This is a genomic window from Roseibium sp. AWQ4_290, from assembly GCF_056160985.1.
In genome coordinates this window covers 187,938-204,328 of record NZ_JBSWYG010000005.1, presented here as the reverse complement: position 1 = coordinate 204,328, position 16,391 = coordinate 187,938, and the positions used below count along the sequence as shown (strand labels likewise).

At 59.2% G+C, this 16,391-nt stretch carries 12 protein-coding genes; 8 read left to right on the top strand and 4 right to left on the bottom strand.

All coding sequences use genetic code 11. The annotated features are described in order from the left end of the window. Positions 1-52: 52 nt before the first annotated feature. Entirely contained in the window at positions 53-1,030 is a 978-nt protein-coding gene (locus ACXAH0_RS07220) for a Bug family tripartite tricarboxylate transporter substrate binding protein (protein WP_475189966.1), read from the bottom strand. A gap of 86 nt (positions 1,031-1,116) precedes the next feature. Next, positions 1,117-2,034 carry a 5-dehydro-4-deoxyglucarate dehydratase gene (gene kdgD, locus ACXAH0_RS07215; protein WP_475184022.1) on the bottom strand — a complete coding sequence of 306 codons (918 nt, stop codon included), beginning with the start codon at positions 2,032-2,034 and terminating at the stop codon, positions 1,117-1,119. A gap of 231 nt (positions 2,035-2,265) precedes the next feature. On the opposite strand from kdgD, the gene ACXAH0_RS07210 reads away from it, so the two are divergent. After that, positions 2,266-2,997, top strand: a complete 732-nt coding sequence (locus ACXAH0_RS07210) for a FadR/GntR family transcriptional regulator (protein WP_475189964.1) — start codon at positions 2,266-2,268, stop codon at positions 2,995-2,997. A 137-nt stretch (positions 2,998-3,134) separates the two neighbouring features. Here ACXAH0_RS07210 and ACXAH0_RS07205 read toward each other — a convergent pair whose 3' ends face one another. Continuing rightward, a complete protein-coding gene (locus ACXAH0_RS07205) occupies positions 3,135-3,830 on the bottom strand; it encodes a GntR family transcriptional regulator (RefSeq protein WP_475184027.1) in 696 nt (231 codons plus the stop codon). Positions 3,831-3,924: 94 nt separating this feature from the next. On the opposite strand from ACXAH0_RS07205, the gene uxaC reads away from it, so the two are divergent. The 7 genes from uxaC to kduD all read left to right on the top strand — a co-directional run bounded on the left by uxaC (position 3,925) and on the right by kduD (position 10,149). Continuing rightward, a complete protein-coding gene (gene uxaC / locus ACXAH0_RS07200) occupies positions 3,925-5,367 on the top strand; it encodes a glucuronate isomerase (RefSeq protein WP_475184028.1) in 1,443 nt (480 codons plus the stop codon). Positions 5,368-5,394: 27 nt separating this feature from the next. Further along, positions 5,395-6,375 (top strand): TRAP transporter substrate-binding protein, encoded by a 981-nt coding sequence (locus tag ACXAH0_RS07195; RefSeq protein WP_475189961.1) that lies wholly within the window; start codon positions 5,395-5,397, stop codon positions 6,373-6,375. 100 nt (positions 6,376-6,475) lie between these two features. Further along, entirely contained in the window at positions 6,476-6,967 is a 492-nt protein-coding gene (locus ACXAH0_RS07190; protein WP_475190041.1) for a TRAP transporter small permease, read from the top strand. A 1-nt stretch (position 6,968) separates the two neighbouring features. Continuing rightward, a complete protein-coding gene (locus ACXAH0_RS07185) occupies positions 6,969-8,249 on the top strand; it encodes a TRAP transporter large permease (RefSeq protein ID WP_475189959.1) in 1,281 nt (426 codons plus the stop codon). Between the two features lie 10 nt (positions 8,250-8,259). After that, on the top strand, positions 8,260-8,577 hold the full coding sequence (locus ACXAH0_RS07180; RefSeq protein ID WP_475184034.1) for a cupin domain-containing protein: 318 nt from the start codon (positions 8,260-8,262) through the stop codon (positions 8,575-8,577). Between the two features lie 22 nt (positions 8,578-8,599). Next, positions 8,600-9,424, top strand: a complete 825-nt coding sequence (gene kduI / locus ACXAH0_RS07175; protein WP_475189958.1) for a 5-dehydro-4-deoxy-D-glucuronate isomerase — start codon at positions 8,600-8,602, stop codon at positions 9,422-9,424. After that, positions 9,421-10,149 carry a 2-dehydro-3-deoxy-D-gluconate 5-dehydrogenase KduD gene (gene kduD, locus ACXAH0_RS07170; RefSeq protein ID WP_475189955.1) on the top strand — a complete coding sequence of 243 codons (729 nt, stop codon included), beginning with the start codon at positions 9,421-9,423 and terminating at the stop codon, positions 10,147-10,149. Before kduI ends, kduD begins: the two co-directional genes overlap by 4 nt. A 272-nt stretch (positions 10,150-10,421) precedes the next feature. Here kduD and ACXAH0_RS07165 read toward each other — a convergent pair whose 3' ends face one another. Beyond that, positions 10,422-16,328 (bottom strand): LamG-like jellyroll fold domain-containing protein, encoded by a 5,907-nt coding sequence (locus tag ACXAH0_RS07165; RefSeq protein WP_475189953.1) that lies wholly within the window; start codon positions 16,326-16,328, stop codon positions 10,422-10,424. Positions 16,329-16,391: the final 63 nt, after the last annotated feature.

The window sequence follows — 16,391 nt, the reverse complement described above, 5'->3', positions numbered from 1 at the left end:
GGACAAATGGGGCACCGGCTTTCCGGGCCGGCGCCCCATCCCAAGAGGGGTCTTACTTGGAGATGACGCCTTTTTCGACGAGGTCATCCATCTGCTTGAACAGGGTTTTGGACGTCTCGTTGGCCCAGGCAGTCACATCGGCCGTGCCGATCCAGTCCGGAGTGACGCCCACATTGGACACCCAGGTCTGGAATTCGTCGCTTTCCAGCGCCTGCTTATAGGCCGCTTCGATCTTTTCGACCACATTGTCCGGCGTTCCGGCCGGTGCGGCCAGGACAATGAAGCTGCCCACCCGGATATCCAGGCCCTCATCGGCCGCCGTCGGCACATCCGGATAGGTCGGATTGCGGGCTCCGGAGAACTCCATCAGCCCCCTTGCATCGCCACTTTGGATAAGCGAGGCAAAATCACCCAAGCTGGTGGCCGCCACGTCCACCTCATTGTTCAAGATCGCTTCCTTCTGCGGAGCAGCCCCGCCCGGATAGGCGATCAGGTTGAACTTGACGTCTTTGGCATCCTGAAGCTGGAGCAGCGCCAGATGGGTGCGCGATCCGGTGTTTTGAATGGCAACCTTCACCTTGCCCGGATGCGCCTTGGCATCGGCAATCAGATCACCCACGCTTTCATAGGACGCATTGGCATCAACGACGATGGCATCCGGTTCGCTGGTCACGCGGGCGATCAGCTTCAGCTTGTCCATCTTGTAGCTGGGCAGCAGTCCCTGCCAGGGCACGGTGACCACGCTGTCATAGGTGAGTGCCCCGATCGTATAGCCGTCCGGCTTGGACTTCATGACTTCGGACACACCGGTGGCACTGATGCCGCCTTCGATATTTTCCACATAGATGGATGTGTCGAGAATGCCTTCGGCAAGGGTCGACAATTTACGGACAATCGCGTCCGTCCCGCCGCCCGCGCCCCAGGGCACGACCATGCGGATGTCCCGTTCCGGGTAATCCGCCAGGGCTCCTGCCGTGGTCATCAGGCCAATCGAGGCCGCTGCCAGCAGAACGTTCAATGTCTTTTTCATGATTTCCTCCCTTTGGTTCACTTCCAGATAAAAGGTGCGCAGCACGCGCCAGACGGCGGGCGTCCCCGGCCGAAAAGCTGGTCAGCTCAGCCTTTGCCAGCTTTAGCTGCCGTATCAATGAGCCCCTTCAGCATGTCCATTTCGTCAGAGCTCAGGTCGGTCAGCGGTGCGCGCACCGGACCAGCATCAAATCCGGCAAGGCGCACCCCCGCCTTGATCGCCGAAACCGCGTAGCCCGGCTGCCGGTCTCTGAGGCGGGCGAAGGGAAAGAAGAAGTCTTCAAGAATGGACTGGACGCAAGCCCGGTCTCCGCCGCGCAGCGCCTTGAAGAAACGCACCGCCAGATCCGGCACAAAATTGAACACCGCCGAGGAATAGGTGGTCACCCCCGCCCCATACAATGCTTCCGCAAAAAGTTCATGGGTGGGCATACCGCCCACGTAACAGAGCCTGTCCCCAAGCGTGGCCGTAATCTCACGCACCAGATCCACCTTGCCGGTTCCGTCCTTGAAACCGATCAGGTTGGGGCAATCACCAGCCAGCCGTTTCAACGTGTCTGTCCGGATCACGCAATTGTCCCGGTTATAGACCATAACTCCGAGGCCGGTCGCCGCACAGACATCGCGCACATGCCGGTAAAGGCCTTCTTGCGGCCCGGTAATAAGGTAATTCGGCAGAAGCAGAAGTCCGTCCGCGCCGGCCTTTTCGGCCCGGCGGGCAATATCCTTCGCCAGCTCTGTACCATAGCCGCACCCGGAAATGATCGGCATGGTCCCGGCCGCTTCCTTTGCGGAGCGCACGACCGTCTCCACTTCGTCGGGTGACAGCGAGAAGAACTCGCCGGTGCCGCCAGCGGCAAACAGGGCCGCGGCCTCGAAATCAGACAACCATGCGATCTGCTTTTGATAGCTGGAGAGATTGAGGGAGCCGTCCGCATGAAAATGCGTCACTGGAAACGACAGCAGGCCGGATGAAATCGTGTCTTTAAGCTGGTCTGGAGTCATTGCCTTCCCTTTGTTGCTGAACAGGGGAGATACGTCATCTTGTATGATGATGTCAATAATTCATCATACAAAAATAAAACTTATCTCTTGTTCAGATTAGGAGCTCCTGCCTCAAAAGCCTTGGAAAACCGGTTGATTCCGCTGAGTCGTCGCTCTAGGTTAACGGCAAGATCGGACACAAATCATACAAGTTCAGACACAGATAGACAGCCCTGGGGACACTGACGACGCATGAAAAACCAGACAGCGGAACCGACCAAAAAGACTTTGGCCACCACCGTGTGTGAAGCGCTTCGGGGACAGATTGAAGACGGCCGCTACACGGTCGGTGACAAACTGCCGAGCGAAGCCCGTCTGACGGAGGAGTTTTCGGTCAGCCGCACGGTGATCCGCGAAGCCGTGGCCACATTGCGCGCCGACGGCCTGCTGGAATCCCGCCAGGGTGCCGGTGTCTTTGTGCGCAGCCCTTCGGGCAAAGTGGCCTTACCGTTTCAGAAGATCGAACCGGCGCGCATCTCCTCCATGATCGAAATGCTGGAATTGCGCATGGCCGTGGAAACCGAGGCCGCCGCGCTGGCCGCCCAGCGGCGTTCTCCGGCCCAGCTGGAAAAACTCATCGAGATTTCCAACGGGCTGCATGAACTGTTTTTGAAGGGCAAGTCCAGTTCCCAGATGGATTTCGAATTGCATCTAGCCATTGCGGACGCTGCCAACAATCCGCGGTTCAGGGAGTTTCTGGAGCTTGTCGGACCGAACGTGATTCCCCGCCGTGCTCTCGAAACGGCAACGAAGGGTCCGGAGCTGAAGGCCTATATTGCCATTCTCGACCGGGAACACTGTGAGATTGTAAGAGCCATTACCGAATGCGATCCGGAGGCCGCCCGGGCGAAGATGCGCCAGCATCTTCTGGGCAGCCAGACACGCTACCGTGACCTGTTGCAGCGCTCTGCCGGGACCGGCTGATCAGTCGGCTTTCCGGCCGGACCTCCCGCCCCCCCTTAAAGGCCGCCGTGTGCCTGCGCAGTCAGGCCATTTTGTCTTTTTCGGTCACCTCTTTGGTGTCCGCCAACGAAAGTCGAACCTGAGGAAGCACGGCGCGCTTAGCCCTGAAAATAATCCGGCTTTTCTGCGCGGATCTGCTGCAAGATGAGTTCGATGCGGCCAAGATGCTCATTCAAGGTCGCCTCCAATAACGGTTTTTGCCGCTTTCTGAGGGCGGCAATCAGCTCCAGATGGTCATCATAGGCTCTTTGGGCAGCACCGATGGTCAGGGAGATGAAGCGCACCCGGTCCATATGCGCCTTGGGTTCGCGGATCAGCGACCAGACATAGTCATGTCCTGCAATCGCACAGATCTGCTGATGAAAGGCGTCATCCAGCACATGGAACCGGTTCTGGTCATTGGCGGCGATGGCCTCTTTCTGATCCTCCAGAATATCTTCAAGCTCGCTGATTTGCGCCTCGGTGATCACCTCCATAGCGGCCGTCCAGCAGGCATGCTCCAGGGCGATCCGGACAAATTTCGCCCTTAACACGGCCTCTTCGGAAATCTTGGAAATCACGGTCGCCCGTTGCGGGCGGATCAGCAGGAAACCCAATTGGGACAGCCGGAAAAACGCATCGCGCACTGGCTGCCGGGAGACCCCCAGCGCCTTTGCGACCTCTGCTTCAGACACTTTGGTTCCCGGCGGCAGCTCCAGCGACAGGATCTGCTGGTGCAGCGTTTCAAACACCGTGTCGGCCACGGACGGGATCTTGATCGGCTCAAGCGCTTTCAGAGCGCTGCTGTCTGCCATCTATCGACTCTCCATTGACTCGTCCAATAAACTAGCATATCAGTTTACTAGCTACAACATAGCTAGTCCTGATGGATCTGTAGGAGTCTATAGGGTGCCGGTTCAGTCAATAAAAGCAACTGGAGATGGGAAAGGCCGCCTTTCCCCAAACCGCTTGTTTCCGGCAGATCCGGGCGCCCTTGGTGTCGCAAGACGGCTTTATGACAGCATCAAAAGCTTACCGATCATCAGCCCACACGGTCACACGGATCCGCGCTGGTATGCGGAAAACGCGCCGTTTCCGGACCCCGCCCAGCTGTTTGTCGTGCCAGATCACTATGTCTTCCGAATGCTGCAGTCCCAGGGCATTGCACTCAGCGCCCTCGGCGTGCCCCGTGTGGACGGCGGTTGGCGGGAAACGGACAGCCGCAAGATCTGGCGTCTGTTTGCTGAGAACTTCCACCTGTTCCGCGCGACCCCATCGAGACTGTGGCTGGAGCATTCCTTTCAGGAGGTGTTCGGCTGGTCAGGGCGCTTGTCGAGCGAAACCGCGGATGAGGCCTATGACCATATTGCCGCCTGCCTGGAACTGCCAGAATTCCGACCTCGGGCCCTTTATGAGCGCTTCAACATCGAAGTCATCGCCACAACCGAGTCTCCGCTGGACGATCTGAAATGGCATAAAATGATCGCTGACGACGTCTGGAGCGGCCGGGTAGTCACTGCCTACCGGCCCGATCCGGTTCTGGACCCGGACTATGAGGGCTTTGCGGCAAATGTGGAGCAGTTTGGCGCCCTGACCGGCGAAAACGCTACCACATTCAGCGGCTATCTTAATGCCCATAGAACCCGGCGTGCCGTCTTCAAGGCTCATGGCGCAACATCCACCGATCACGGTCACCCATCAGCCCGCACCGAGAACCTGTCTTCCGCCGATGCGGACCGGCTCTTCCAGAAGGCGCTCCAAGGCACCTGCTCAGCCGAAGAAGCCGATGCGTTCCGCGGCCAAATGCTGACCGAAATGGCCTGGATGAGCCTGGATGATTCTCTGGTTCTGCAAATTCATCCCGGCAGCTTCCGCAACCATTCCAAGGCCATCATGGCCGCCTATGGCCGGGACAAGGGCTTCGATATCCCGGTCCAGACCAACTATGTGACCGCTCTCAAACCGCTTCTGGACGCCGTCGGCCTGGAACCCAATCTCAGCATCATTCTGTTCACGCTGGACGATACGTCCTATTCGCGCGAACTCGCCCCGCTTGCCGGGGCCTATCCCAGCTTGAAGCTCGGCCCAGCCTGGTGGTTCCACGACAGCCCGGAAGGCATGCGCCGGTTCCGGGAACTGACCACAGAAACCGCAGGGTTCTACAACACAGTCGGCTTCAATGACGACACCCGGGCTTTCTGCTCGATCCCCGCCCGCCACGATGTGGCCCGGCGGGTCGACTGCGCTTACCTCGCCACACTCGTGACAACTGGGAGGTTGGACGAGGACGAGGCTTATGAGGTCGCTGCCGACCTCACCTACGGGCTTGCAAAACAAGCCTACCGGCTCTGAGGAGGAGCCATTCACAGGGAGGAAAACATGACTGTCCTGAAATCACTTGCCACAGCCCTTCTGGCCACGGCCGCCCTCAGCACGGCGGCTCTGGCCTGCGAGGTCACGTTAAAATCGTCCGACACCCATCCGGACGGCTATCCGACGGTGGAAGCCGTCAAACATATGGGCAAATTGCTGGAAGAAAGAACCGGCGGCCGCCTGTGCATCGAAGTGTTCCACTCCGCCCAGCTTGGTCAGGAAAAAGACACCATCGAACAGACCAAGTTCGGTGTCATCGACCTGAACCGCGTCTCAATGGGCCCCTTCAACAACCTGGTGGAAGAAACCAAGGTCGTCTCCCTTCCTTATGTCTTCAAAGGGGTGGACCACATGCACACGGTCATGGACGGCCCCATCGGTGACGATATTCTGGCCGCATTCGAGCCCCATGGCTATGTGGGCCTGGCCTTTTACGACGGCGGCTCGCGCAGCTTCTACAACCGGGTCAAACCGATCAAGTCGATCGAGGACCTCTCCGGCATGAAGGTCCGGGTGATGCAGTCCGACATCTTTGTCGACATGATGTCAGCCCTTGGCGCCAATGCGACCCCGATGCCCTATGGCGAAGTCTATTCCTCGATCCAGACCGGCGTCATTGACGGGGCTGAGAACAACTGGCCCTCCTACGAGTCTTCCGGCCACTATGAGGTCGCCGGCTACTATACGCTGGATGAGCATTTGATCGTACCGGAAGTGCTGGTCATGTCGAAAGCCAGCTGGGACAAGCTGTCCCCGGAAGATCAGGCTGCCGTGAAACAGGCGGCCAAGGACTCTGTGCCGGTGATGCGCGACATGTGGAGCGCCCGCGAAAAAGCCTCTGAGGAAAAAGTTCGGGCTGCCGGTGTGGAAGTGATCACCGAGATCGACAAGGAGCCGTTCATGGCAGCCATGGACAGCGTCTATGAAAAGCATGTCACGTCCGACAAGCTCAAAGATCTGGTCAGCCGCATCCGCGCCACCGACTGATGCCAATGGGGAGCGCGGCCTTGAGCCGCGCTCCGCCTCTCACGCCCCTGCGTCAAAGGCAACACCCGTGCAAAATCCCCTTCTGTTCGCCGCAAGCGTCATGCGCCTTGTGTCAAGGTCAGCCCTTTGGCTGGCCGGAGCCGGGCTTCTTCTGATGACCGCCTTCATCTCCGCCCAGGTCTTCATGCGCTACGTTATGAATGACAGTCTGGTATGGAGCGAGCCCGCTTCGGTCATTCTCATGGGATGGTTCATCTTTCTGGGGGCAGCCGTCGGCATTCGCGAAGGCTATCACCTCAGTTTCGATGTGCTGCTCTACTTCCTGCCGGACAGCACAAAGCTGGTCTTCTTCAGCATTTCCGATGTGGTGGTGGCCGCCTTCGGCGCAGGCATGGCCTTTTATGGCGCCGAGCTGGCCCTGTCTGCCTGGGAGGTGAAACTGCCCTCGCTTGGCGTGTCCGGCGCTATCGACTTTCTGCCCCTCGTGGCCGGAGGCTGTCTCGTCTTTCTGTTTTCCCTTGAGCGCCTCATCCGCAGGGCTGCGGGATTGCCGACCGCCCGGTTCGGCGAAGACACCATAGAAGAGGCCTGACATGGAACCCTATATTCTTTTCGGCACCTTCACGATCCTGCTTCTGATCGGAACCCCCGTGGCCTTCTGCCTGGGCGCCGCCTCCCTTGCCACCGTCCTCTATATGGGCCTGCCCCCGGTCATCGTATTCCAGCGCCTGAATTCCGGCGTCTCGGTCTTCGCGCTGATGGCCATCCCCTTTTTCATTTTCGCCGGAGAGCTGATGGTGCGCGGAGACATTGCCCGCCGGCTGGTGGCGCTGGCCGGAGCGGTGGTCGGGCACTTGCGCGGCGGCCTTGGCCAGGTGAACATCACCGCCTCGGTTCTGTTTGGTGGCATTTCAGGCTCTGCAGCCGCTGACGCCACCGCCATTGGCGGCCTGATGATCCCCCAGATGCGCAAAAAGGGCTATTCCGTTGAGTATGGCGTCAACATCACCGTGATGTCGTCCATCATCGCCCTGATGCTGCCGCCCTCCCACAACATGATCATTTATTCGATCTCAGCCGGAGGACGCCTGTCGATTGCCGATCTGTTCACTGCCGGCATCCTGCCCGGACTGCTGCTTGCCACCGCGTTGATGATCACCGCCTGGTTCGTGGCCAAGCGAGCAGGCTATCCAACGGAAGGCTTTCCGGGCTGGGCTGCCCTTGGGGGCCTTTTCATCAACGCGGTGCCCGGCCTGCTGCTGATCGCCATCATTTTCGGCGGCGTCCGCTCCGGGGTGTTCACCGCCTCAGAAAGCTCCTGCATTGCCGCTGTCTATGCGCTTCTGGTCACCACACTGGCCTACCGCACCATGCGCTGGCCGCAATTTGTTGAAGCCACCAAAGCCGCCGTACGGACCACCGCCATGGTGCTGCTGGTAATCGGCTGTGCCGCTGCTTTCGGCTGGCTGCTGGCGTTTTTGCGGATCCCGGCAGAACTCGTCAGCTTCCTGAAGACCGTGTCCGAAAATCCGATCATCATCCTCCTGATGATCAACATCGTGCTGCTGTTCCTCGGCACGTTCATGGACATGTCCCCGCTGATCGTCATAACCACGCCGATCTTCCTTCCGGTCGCCACTGCCTTTGGCGTTGATCCGGTGCATTTCGGCGTCATTCTGGTGCTCAATCTGGGTATCGGCCTGTGCACCCCGCCCGTTGGCACCGTGCTGTTTGTCGGCTGTGCCGTCGGCAAGATCTCGGTTTGGAGCGCCATCCGGACGATCTGGCCCTTTTATGGCGCAGCCGTCTTCACCCTGCTGCTGGTCACCTACATTCCCGCGCTTTCCCTTTGGCTTCCCTCCCTGTTCCATTGAGGTTCGACTCATGTTTGTCAATACCTTCCCCAAAGTCCCAGCCGACCCGGGAGTGACCCGGCAAGTGCTGTCTGACAGCCCCGAGCTGATGGTAGTCGCCTTCCGCTTTGAAGCAGAAGGCGCCGAAGGCAAGCTGCACAGCCATCCGCATGTCCAGTCGACCTATGTGGAGAGCGGCAGCTTCCGCTTCACCATTGACGGTACCGATTTCAAGGTCGGGCCGGGCGACAGTTTCGTCATTCCCGCCAATGCCCGCCATGGCTGTCTATGCCTCACCCCAGGCACCCTCATCGACACGTTCACGCCCCGCCGGGACGATTTCCTCTGATGTTCAACCACAGGACAAACACATGCTGACCGTTGAAACCCGCTACGCCATCGACCCGGCCACCGCAAAGCAGCTCGACACAACCGGGCTCCGGGACCATTTCCATGCCGGTGGGCTGTTTGCCGACGGCGAGATCAAGCTGATCTACAGCCACTATGACCGGCTGATCCTGGGTGGCGCTGTGCCGGGAGATGGCGAGCTGGTTCTGGACGAAGTCCGCGAGGCAGGCACTCCGTCGCTTCTGGAGCGGCGCGAGCTCGGCATTCTCAATATCGGCGAGACCGGAACCGTGACCGCAGCCGGGACGAGCCATCAACTCGCTCAAGGCGAAGTGCTTTATCTGGGACGCGGCACCGGACCCGTCACCTTTTCCGGCCCCGGCCGCTTCTATCTGCTCTCCGCCCCGGCCCACCGGACCTGCCCGACCCGGCTAATCCGCAAGGAAGATGCCCGCCGGGTCGAATTGGGCTCCGACGAGATGTGCAACAAGCGCGTCATCCTGCAGTTCCTCCATCCGGAGGTTGCCGAAAGCTGCCAGCTGGTGATGGGCTACACCCAGTTCGCACCGGGCTCGGTCTGGAACACCATGCCGGCCCATGTTCATGACCGGCGCATGGAAGCCTATCTCTATTTTGAACTGGACCCGGAGCAGCGCGTCTTCCATTTCATGGGCGAGCCCAGCGAGACCCGGCATCTGGTGATGGCCAATGAAGACGCGGTGATTTCGCCGCCCTGGTCGATCCATTGCGGGGCCGGGACCGGTGCCTATACGTTCTGCTGGGCCATGGCCGGGGACAATGTCGACTTCACGGATATGGACATGGTGGCCATGGGAGATCTGCGGTGAACCCGTTTTCACTTGAGGGCAAATGCGCGCTGGTGACCGGCGCCAATACCGGCATCGGCCAGGCCATTGCCGTGGCCATGGGCCGCGCCGGGGCCACCGTGCTGTGCGCGGCCCGGCGCAGCTGCGACAAGACCCTGGCACAGATCCCATCCGGACGCCATGTGCCCCTCGATCTGTCGGACCCCATGGCCGCCGGGCCGCTGTTCGAAGCCGGGCAGATCGACATTCTCGTCAACAATGCCGGGATCATCCGCCGGGCGGACGCCACCGACTTCACCGAACGCGACTGGGATGAGGTCATGGATATCAACCTGAAGGCCGTCTTCTTCGCCTCTCAGGCCTTTGGCAAGGCCGCTTTGGCGGACGGGCGGACGGGAGCCATCGTCAACATCGCCTCGCTGTTGTCCTTCCAGGGCGGCATCCGGGTCCCGTCCTACACGGCCTCAAAACACGGCGTTGCCGGATTGACCAAGCTGCTGGCCAATGAATGGGCAGCCAAGGGCATCAATGTGAATGCCATTGCCCCGGGCTATATCGCCACCAACAACACGGAGGCCCTGCGCAACGATCCGGAGCGCAACCGGCAGATCCTGGAACGCATTCCGGCCGGGCGCTGGGGCGCGGCCAAGGACATTGCCGAGGCAGCCGTGTTTCTGGCCTCTCCGGCCGCCACCTATATTCACGGCACGGTGCTGAATGTGGATGGCGGCTGGCTGGCGCGCTAGCGGAGGGCCTGCCGCGTTGGGAAGACATCCACCCCGTTGTATTAAAGTCTGGCCTTGCACACCGGATGGAAGATCCGTTTGTTTCCGCTCGTACCAAAATGGAAGACGAGGGGATTCGAGCCGCTTTGACGGAGACATCGCCTCCACCGGCCTGACAAACGGTCGGAAAAAGAAGGTGTGCTCAAGACAGCACATCTGTTTCCAAGGCTTTCAGAAATGATCTTGGGGGCCTGCGCGTTTCCGGCAGGGCAAACGCGCAGGCCCCCGAGCCTTCAGACGAACTGGAAGTCGTCGCCGTCAAGTGTAAGGGCGCTAACATCCTTCAAGGTGAGGCTGTCCTCATCGCTGAAACTTATCACGGTGTCCGGGCCGTTTTGACTGATATGCTCCAAGACGTCATCGAAGCTGAAGATACCGTCAAACGAGATCCTGACCATATCGTCGGCGGAAGATGCGCTCCGCGCGGCCGGCACGCTGCCGAAATCCTTGATCACGTCATTTCCCGATGTGAAAACAAATATGTCCGCGCCGGTGCCGCCTGTCAGAATATCATTCCCAGCGCCCCCATCGATCAGGTCGTTTCCGGCGCCGCCAATCAGCTTGTCGTTGCCCTCTTCGCCCAGAAGCACGTCATCGCCGCCCAGGCCGCCGATATAATCATTCCCGGCGCCACCCCGGATCGTGTTGCTCCCCAAGCTTCCGGCGATGACATCGCCCCGGCCCGTCCCGATGAGGTTTTCAATACTCACCAACTCGTCATGCACCACGGTGCCATTGCCGATACCGGCAACCAGTGCGGACCAACCAAGAGCCTTGTTCGAGACCGCGGTTTCCCAACCCTGATCCATCCGGACATAGATGCCCTTTGCAGACTGCGAATAATCCGCCGTGTCCGTGCCCTCACCTCCGTCAAGAAGGTTCGAGCCCTCACCACCCTGCAGCCGGTCATCCCCTTCTTCACCGAAGATCTTGTCATCGCCGGCCAGTCCGATCCCAACATCATTGCCGGCACCGAGCTTCATTGTGTCATCATAAGCGGTGCCCGACAAAACGTCGTCTCCTGCCGTACCCGTGATCAGTTTTCCGGTGTACGGATGAACAGCGTCCGGTGCCGCTTCGAGGCTGACGATCGCGATATCATCGAACCGGACACCGGCCGCCCCCCATGCATAGACACCCGCAGCCCCGGCACCGAGATCGTGATCTTCAATCGGGTTGTGGAAGATGGATTGCCCGTCGACCCACACCTGGAACAGGCCATCCGCATTGTCGGCCCGCAAGTGGAAGCTGTCACCCGGCGTGTAAACCGTCGTGACGCGACCGATATAGCTCTCGTAGCCGTCAACGACCTTGACCAGGGTCGTCAAACCCGCGTGAAGGTCAATCTCGAGCTTGTAGTAGTTGTCATCGTCGATCCAATTGAGCATCACACCGACGCCGCCGGTCTGAGGTGCGGTGATCATCGTCTCGATGCCATAATTTTCTAGGGACTGATTGCCTTCCCAAAGAGCGTAGGTTCCCTTGTGAAGGGCGAACACACCATCCCCGAGCGGCGACCAGCCCCGCTTCCAGACGTCAGCGTTGGAGGCGCCGTTCCAGGTCAATTCGCGGCTGTAAGAACCGGAGCGTTCAACCAGCGCACCGTCCACAACAGCCCAGTCCGCTCCATCTCCCAGTTCGGTCGTGTCAACAATCTTCCATCCGGCCCGATCGCCATCTTCAAACCTGTCGGCGGCAATCAGGCGGTCGCCACTGACGAGATCCACCTTTACGCGGTCTGACGACTTGCCGTTGTCCAGTGCGAAGTCAAAGCGGTTGAGACCGGAATAAACTTCCGTTTCAACAACAACGCCATCGGAAGTCCCCGGCAGTCCGGACCAGCTGGCATTGACGCCGGTTTGCGGCAGCACCGAGCCGCTGCCGTCGAGAACCACGGTTTCCCGTCCGTCACCATCCCAGTCGACAACACGCTGATCCTCGCCCGCATCAGCGGAAAGAACAGGCGCCCGCACGACGACGTCATCGAAATACCCGCGCATCTGGTTCGAGCTGTAGAGCCCCACGGTCCCGGACCCGAGCGGAGCTGCATCCTCAACCGGCCCGCCAAAGATGAGGTGATCGTCCATTTGGACGGTAATCCGGTCACCGATTACCGTGATCTTCAGATCAATGTCACTGTTGAAGCGATAGCCGCCAGCTTCCTGAGCCAGCAGCGTTTCCGTCCCATTCACGATCTTGACAAGTTTGCGGACATTCGATTGCGCGTCGAAGGTCACGCGGTACTGATCGCCGTTTTCCTGATGACGAAAGCTGACCCCCATGACGTCATTGTCGAACGAATGGAACGTCGTCTCGAAAACAATGTCATCCCAGCTCCCGTTCTGCCAGACGATGGCATTGTCTGCCGCGTTGGACCATTCAAAGAGAGCACCACCCTCGCCCCCGGATGCAACGCCGCCCTTGACCGCAAACGCGGTTCCGTTGGACTGGCCGATTGTGACCTGGCCAGCGGTTGCCATTCCGAAATCGAACTTGTCGAGCGCACCGTCGAAATTGAGCTGGACAGACCCGTCCACGGGCGCCGCACCGAACGGCCCGTCCGCGTCCACTCCGCCAAGGTCCTTGAGAGTTGCCGCGTCCAGCGCAGCCGGGACGAATGCAAAGGAGCTGACGTGAATGTCCTGCGTTTCACCGTTCTCGTCTGAGAAAATCAAGAAGCCATCCTTGCTGACCGTCCAGCGCGATCCGGCAGCTTCGGACGTGACCTCCTGTGTTCCCACGAGTGTGCCGTTGATATATTTGCGAAGCACATGGGCTCCGTCCTCGACCGAGAAGGTAAACGCCAGGCGGTTCCAGGCATCGAACTTGAACTCACCTTCATAATTTCCCGAGATGCCCACTCCGGCAGATCCGTCACCGCTGTTCCTCAGGAAGAGATCACCGTCCGAAGTGTTCCCCAGGTCGGTCTGGAAAAGACCCGCATACGTTCCCTGGCCCGCCTTTACATAAAGATCGTAAACCAGGGTGTATTCCACCAAGTCCGCGTCCCCGGCCGGCTTCACGAGAATACCTTCCCGTTGCGCGAGTGCTTCAACTTTCGCAATCTGACCCGCATCGGCACCGATCTGCGGAATACCGAACCCGGACTCGCTGCCATAGGTGATTTTTTCGGCCTCCGTCTGGGCGGGTGCCACCCAGCCATCTGCGTTCCCGTCGTCAAAGGTGTCGACCAGGTAGGTCTTTTCGGTTTCCACGATCACCCGATGGTCTGCCCGGCTGATAGTGCCGTCCCCTGACTCGACTTCCAGCGTGAAGTCATTGACACCGGCGGAAAGCTTCAGAGAAGCAGTTTCACCGGTTGCGACGACTTTGCCTTCATCGTTCAACCAGCGGAAGGTCAGGGTTTCGCTGTTCGGATTGCTCGTCTTGGCTGCCGAAAGGCTCACTTCGACCGTATCTTCGCCTGCCTGCGCGGTGACATGCTGATCGGATCCCGCCTCCGCGACGGCTTCTGCCGAACGGACGCCCAGATCGACGCCGGTATAGGTTTCCTCGTGGCCCACATACTTGCCTTGAAGGCCGTCACGGGACATCTCCCCGCTGCCGCGCGCGCCTGACACGTAGGTGTCCAGCTCCGTAAGGTAAGTCTCGGTGTAAAAGGCATTGTTTGCCGGGTCGACCGTCACCAGGCGAATGGCCCCGTTGCCACCATTGCCACCATTGTTCTGATTGCCGGCGCCAGTGATCTCCGTGGAAACACCGTCTTGGTAGTTCACCAGGAACTGGTAGACCGAATTCCCAAAATCGTTATAGGAAACAACGGTTTCAGCACCATCACCAAAAATATGCCCGCCTGCGGTGAACACGACATTCGGATGTTTGGTCAAAACCTCGCGCCAAAGATACTCCGCGTCCCAGGTTCCCTCCGGGTCTGCCTTAAGACCGTAATTGTATCCCGCGCCTTCCCCGTTTAGCGCCCCGCCCAGCGGATCGTGGCGCCCGTCGAAATTGTTGTAAGAATGGGTCAGGACCATGGCCTTGCGATCGCCATACTTCGTCAGGACATCATCCGCCCAGCGAAGAACATCGTCACGAGGGCCGAATTCAAGATTGAGAATCAGCCAGCCGGTTCCGTCAGGTGCATCCCACAAATGGTAGTTGTTGTCGTATCGCTCCGGCTCATGGTCGTAAACGCCGCCAAAAGTCGGGTCTTGGGACATGTAGGACGTTGAAAAAGCGTCATTATACGTGCCTGTCTTGCGCACGTTCGAACTGCCGCCATCCCCGATATCATGGTTGCCTGGCAAAACCGAAAACGGAATTCCCGCCTCGCGCAACATGTTCATGGCTTCTTTGGCGATGACAAATTCCGAGCTGCCCGCATGCTGGGTGATATCACCGACATGGGTCACGAAGCCCAGTTTTTTACCGCTGGCGTTATCGATCAGCCAGTTCGCGATGTCGTTGAACGTCGACTGTTCGCCAGCTCCGGCGTTTCTGTCGGCATAGTCTTGTGTATCGGGAAGGATCGCGATCGTGTAGGCGCCTTCTCCTGCAACACGTACCCGCACATTGTCGGTTACGGTCGTTCCATCGACCTGCGCAGTGATGACCAGATCCGAAACACCCAGACCGCCATATGAAAGGGTGAGGATCCCATCCTCGATGGAAGCATTGACGCTGCCGCCGTTGCTCGTGGTGACCTGGAAGTCTCCGGCGCCGTCTCCGAAAACATCCGTCAAGTCGAAGGTCTGCGGGGTGTCACCTACCGCAACCAGCATGTCCTTGATACCGGTGACATCGGGCTGAACAGCGGAAGATTGCTCGGAAAGCAGCCCTGCTTGCGCCGCCCCTGTTTCAACCGTGACGCCATAATCGTCAAACCCGATCTTGACCAGCGTTCCGTCTCCCCCCAGCGCCCCCTGGGCGTCGACGCCCCCCAATGCTGCGATGGCCGCGCCGTCGAGAACCTGTGAACTCAAGGCAAAATGCGCCAGATAGCCCTTGCCGACCTCTGCGTTGTTGTCACCAAGAAGCAAAAACCCTTTGTCCGGGTTGATGGAAAAACGTGCTGGGTCGACTGTTTGTGTGCCAACCTGCTGACCGTCGATATATTTGGTGAGCGTGGCTTTTCCTCCATCGCTCTCCACCGTGATCGCAATTCGCGCCCACGTGTCCTCGGGGACCTTCCCCTCATACGACCCGTTGATCCCCAGTCCGCCGTCCGAACGTACGAAGAGCTCCCCATCGTTGCCATTGGCCGTATCGGTCTGGAAAAGAGAGTGGTAGCCGGAAGGGAATTCTTGCAGGTTCACATCCCACACCATCGTGTAGGAAGACAGGGGGGTTTCCAGCCCCGTTATCTTGACGGCCACGGCTTCATCGGGGCCATAAGCACCGTGCTGCAGCACCGGAATGTCCGCGCCGGGCCCGTCGACGCCCAGCTGTGAGGCCAGACCGAACCGGCTTTCACCGGACGTGGCCACCGAACGGAGGTTTTCCCCTTCAAGAACGACGGCCGCGGACCCATAGCGTGGCGTGATGTCATTGCCGGTGAAATTCACTTCCGTCGCAGAGCTTGCAGGCGCCTGGGGGAAAAAGCCATTCGCATCGGGCACCGGTGCCGCCGCGATGGCCGCACCAACCGCCGAAAAATCCGGGTCGTTCATGAAAAAGACAGAAGACACGTATCCCGGCGCTGTTTCACCGTCATTGTCGGAAAACAGCAGCAGACCGTTTTCCCCGATATCCCAGCGGGAGGTGTCGCCAAGACTTTGTGATTGGACTTCTTCGCCGTTGACATAGGACGTGAGAACCGTGCCGCTGTCGGTCTTTTGAACTGTGACGGCGATACGGTTCCAAGCATCGAATGCCACATTGCCTTTGTAACTTCCTGAAATTCCGATGCCGGCTGTCCCGTCGCCATTGTTCTTGAGAAAAAGCTCCCCATCGCCGGACCCCGTTTGCATCAAGCTGATATAAGCGGCGCTGGTGGACGGAAAAAAAACGTCAAACGCTACGGCATATTCGCCGATCATGGTCTTGACCGGTTTGATCCGCAGTCCTTCGTCATCCGCATGAGCTGGAAAGCTCAAGACAGTGGTGTCCGCACCGGCAATCAGATCCACCGGCAACTCGCTGGCAAGACCGATCTTATGGTTTGCAAAATCTCTCGACATGTCGCCCCCGTCTCAATCTCTTGAAAATTTCAGAAATCCCTAACGGGGTCTTGCAATCTTTAG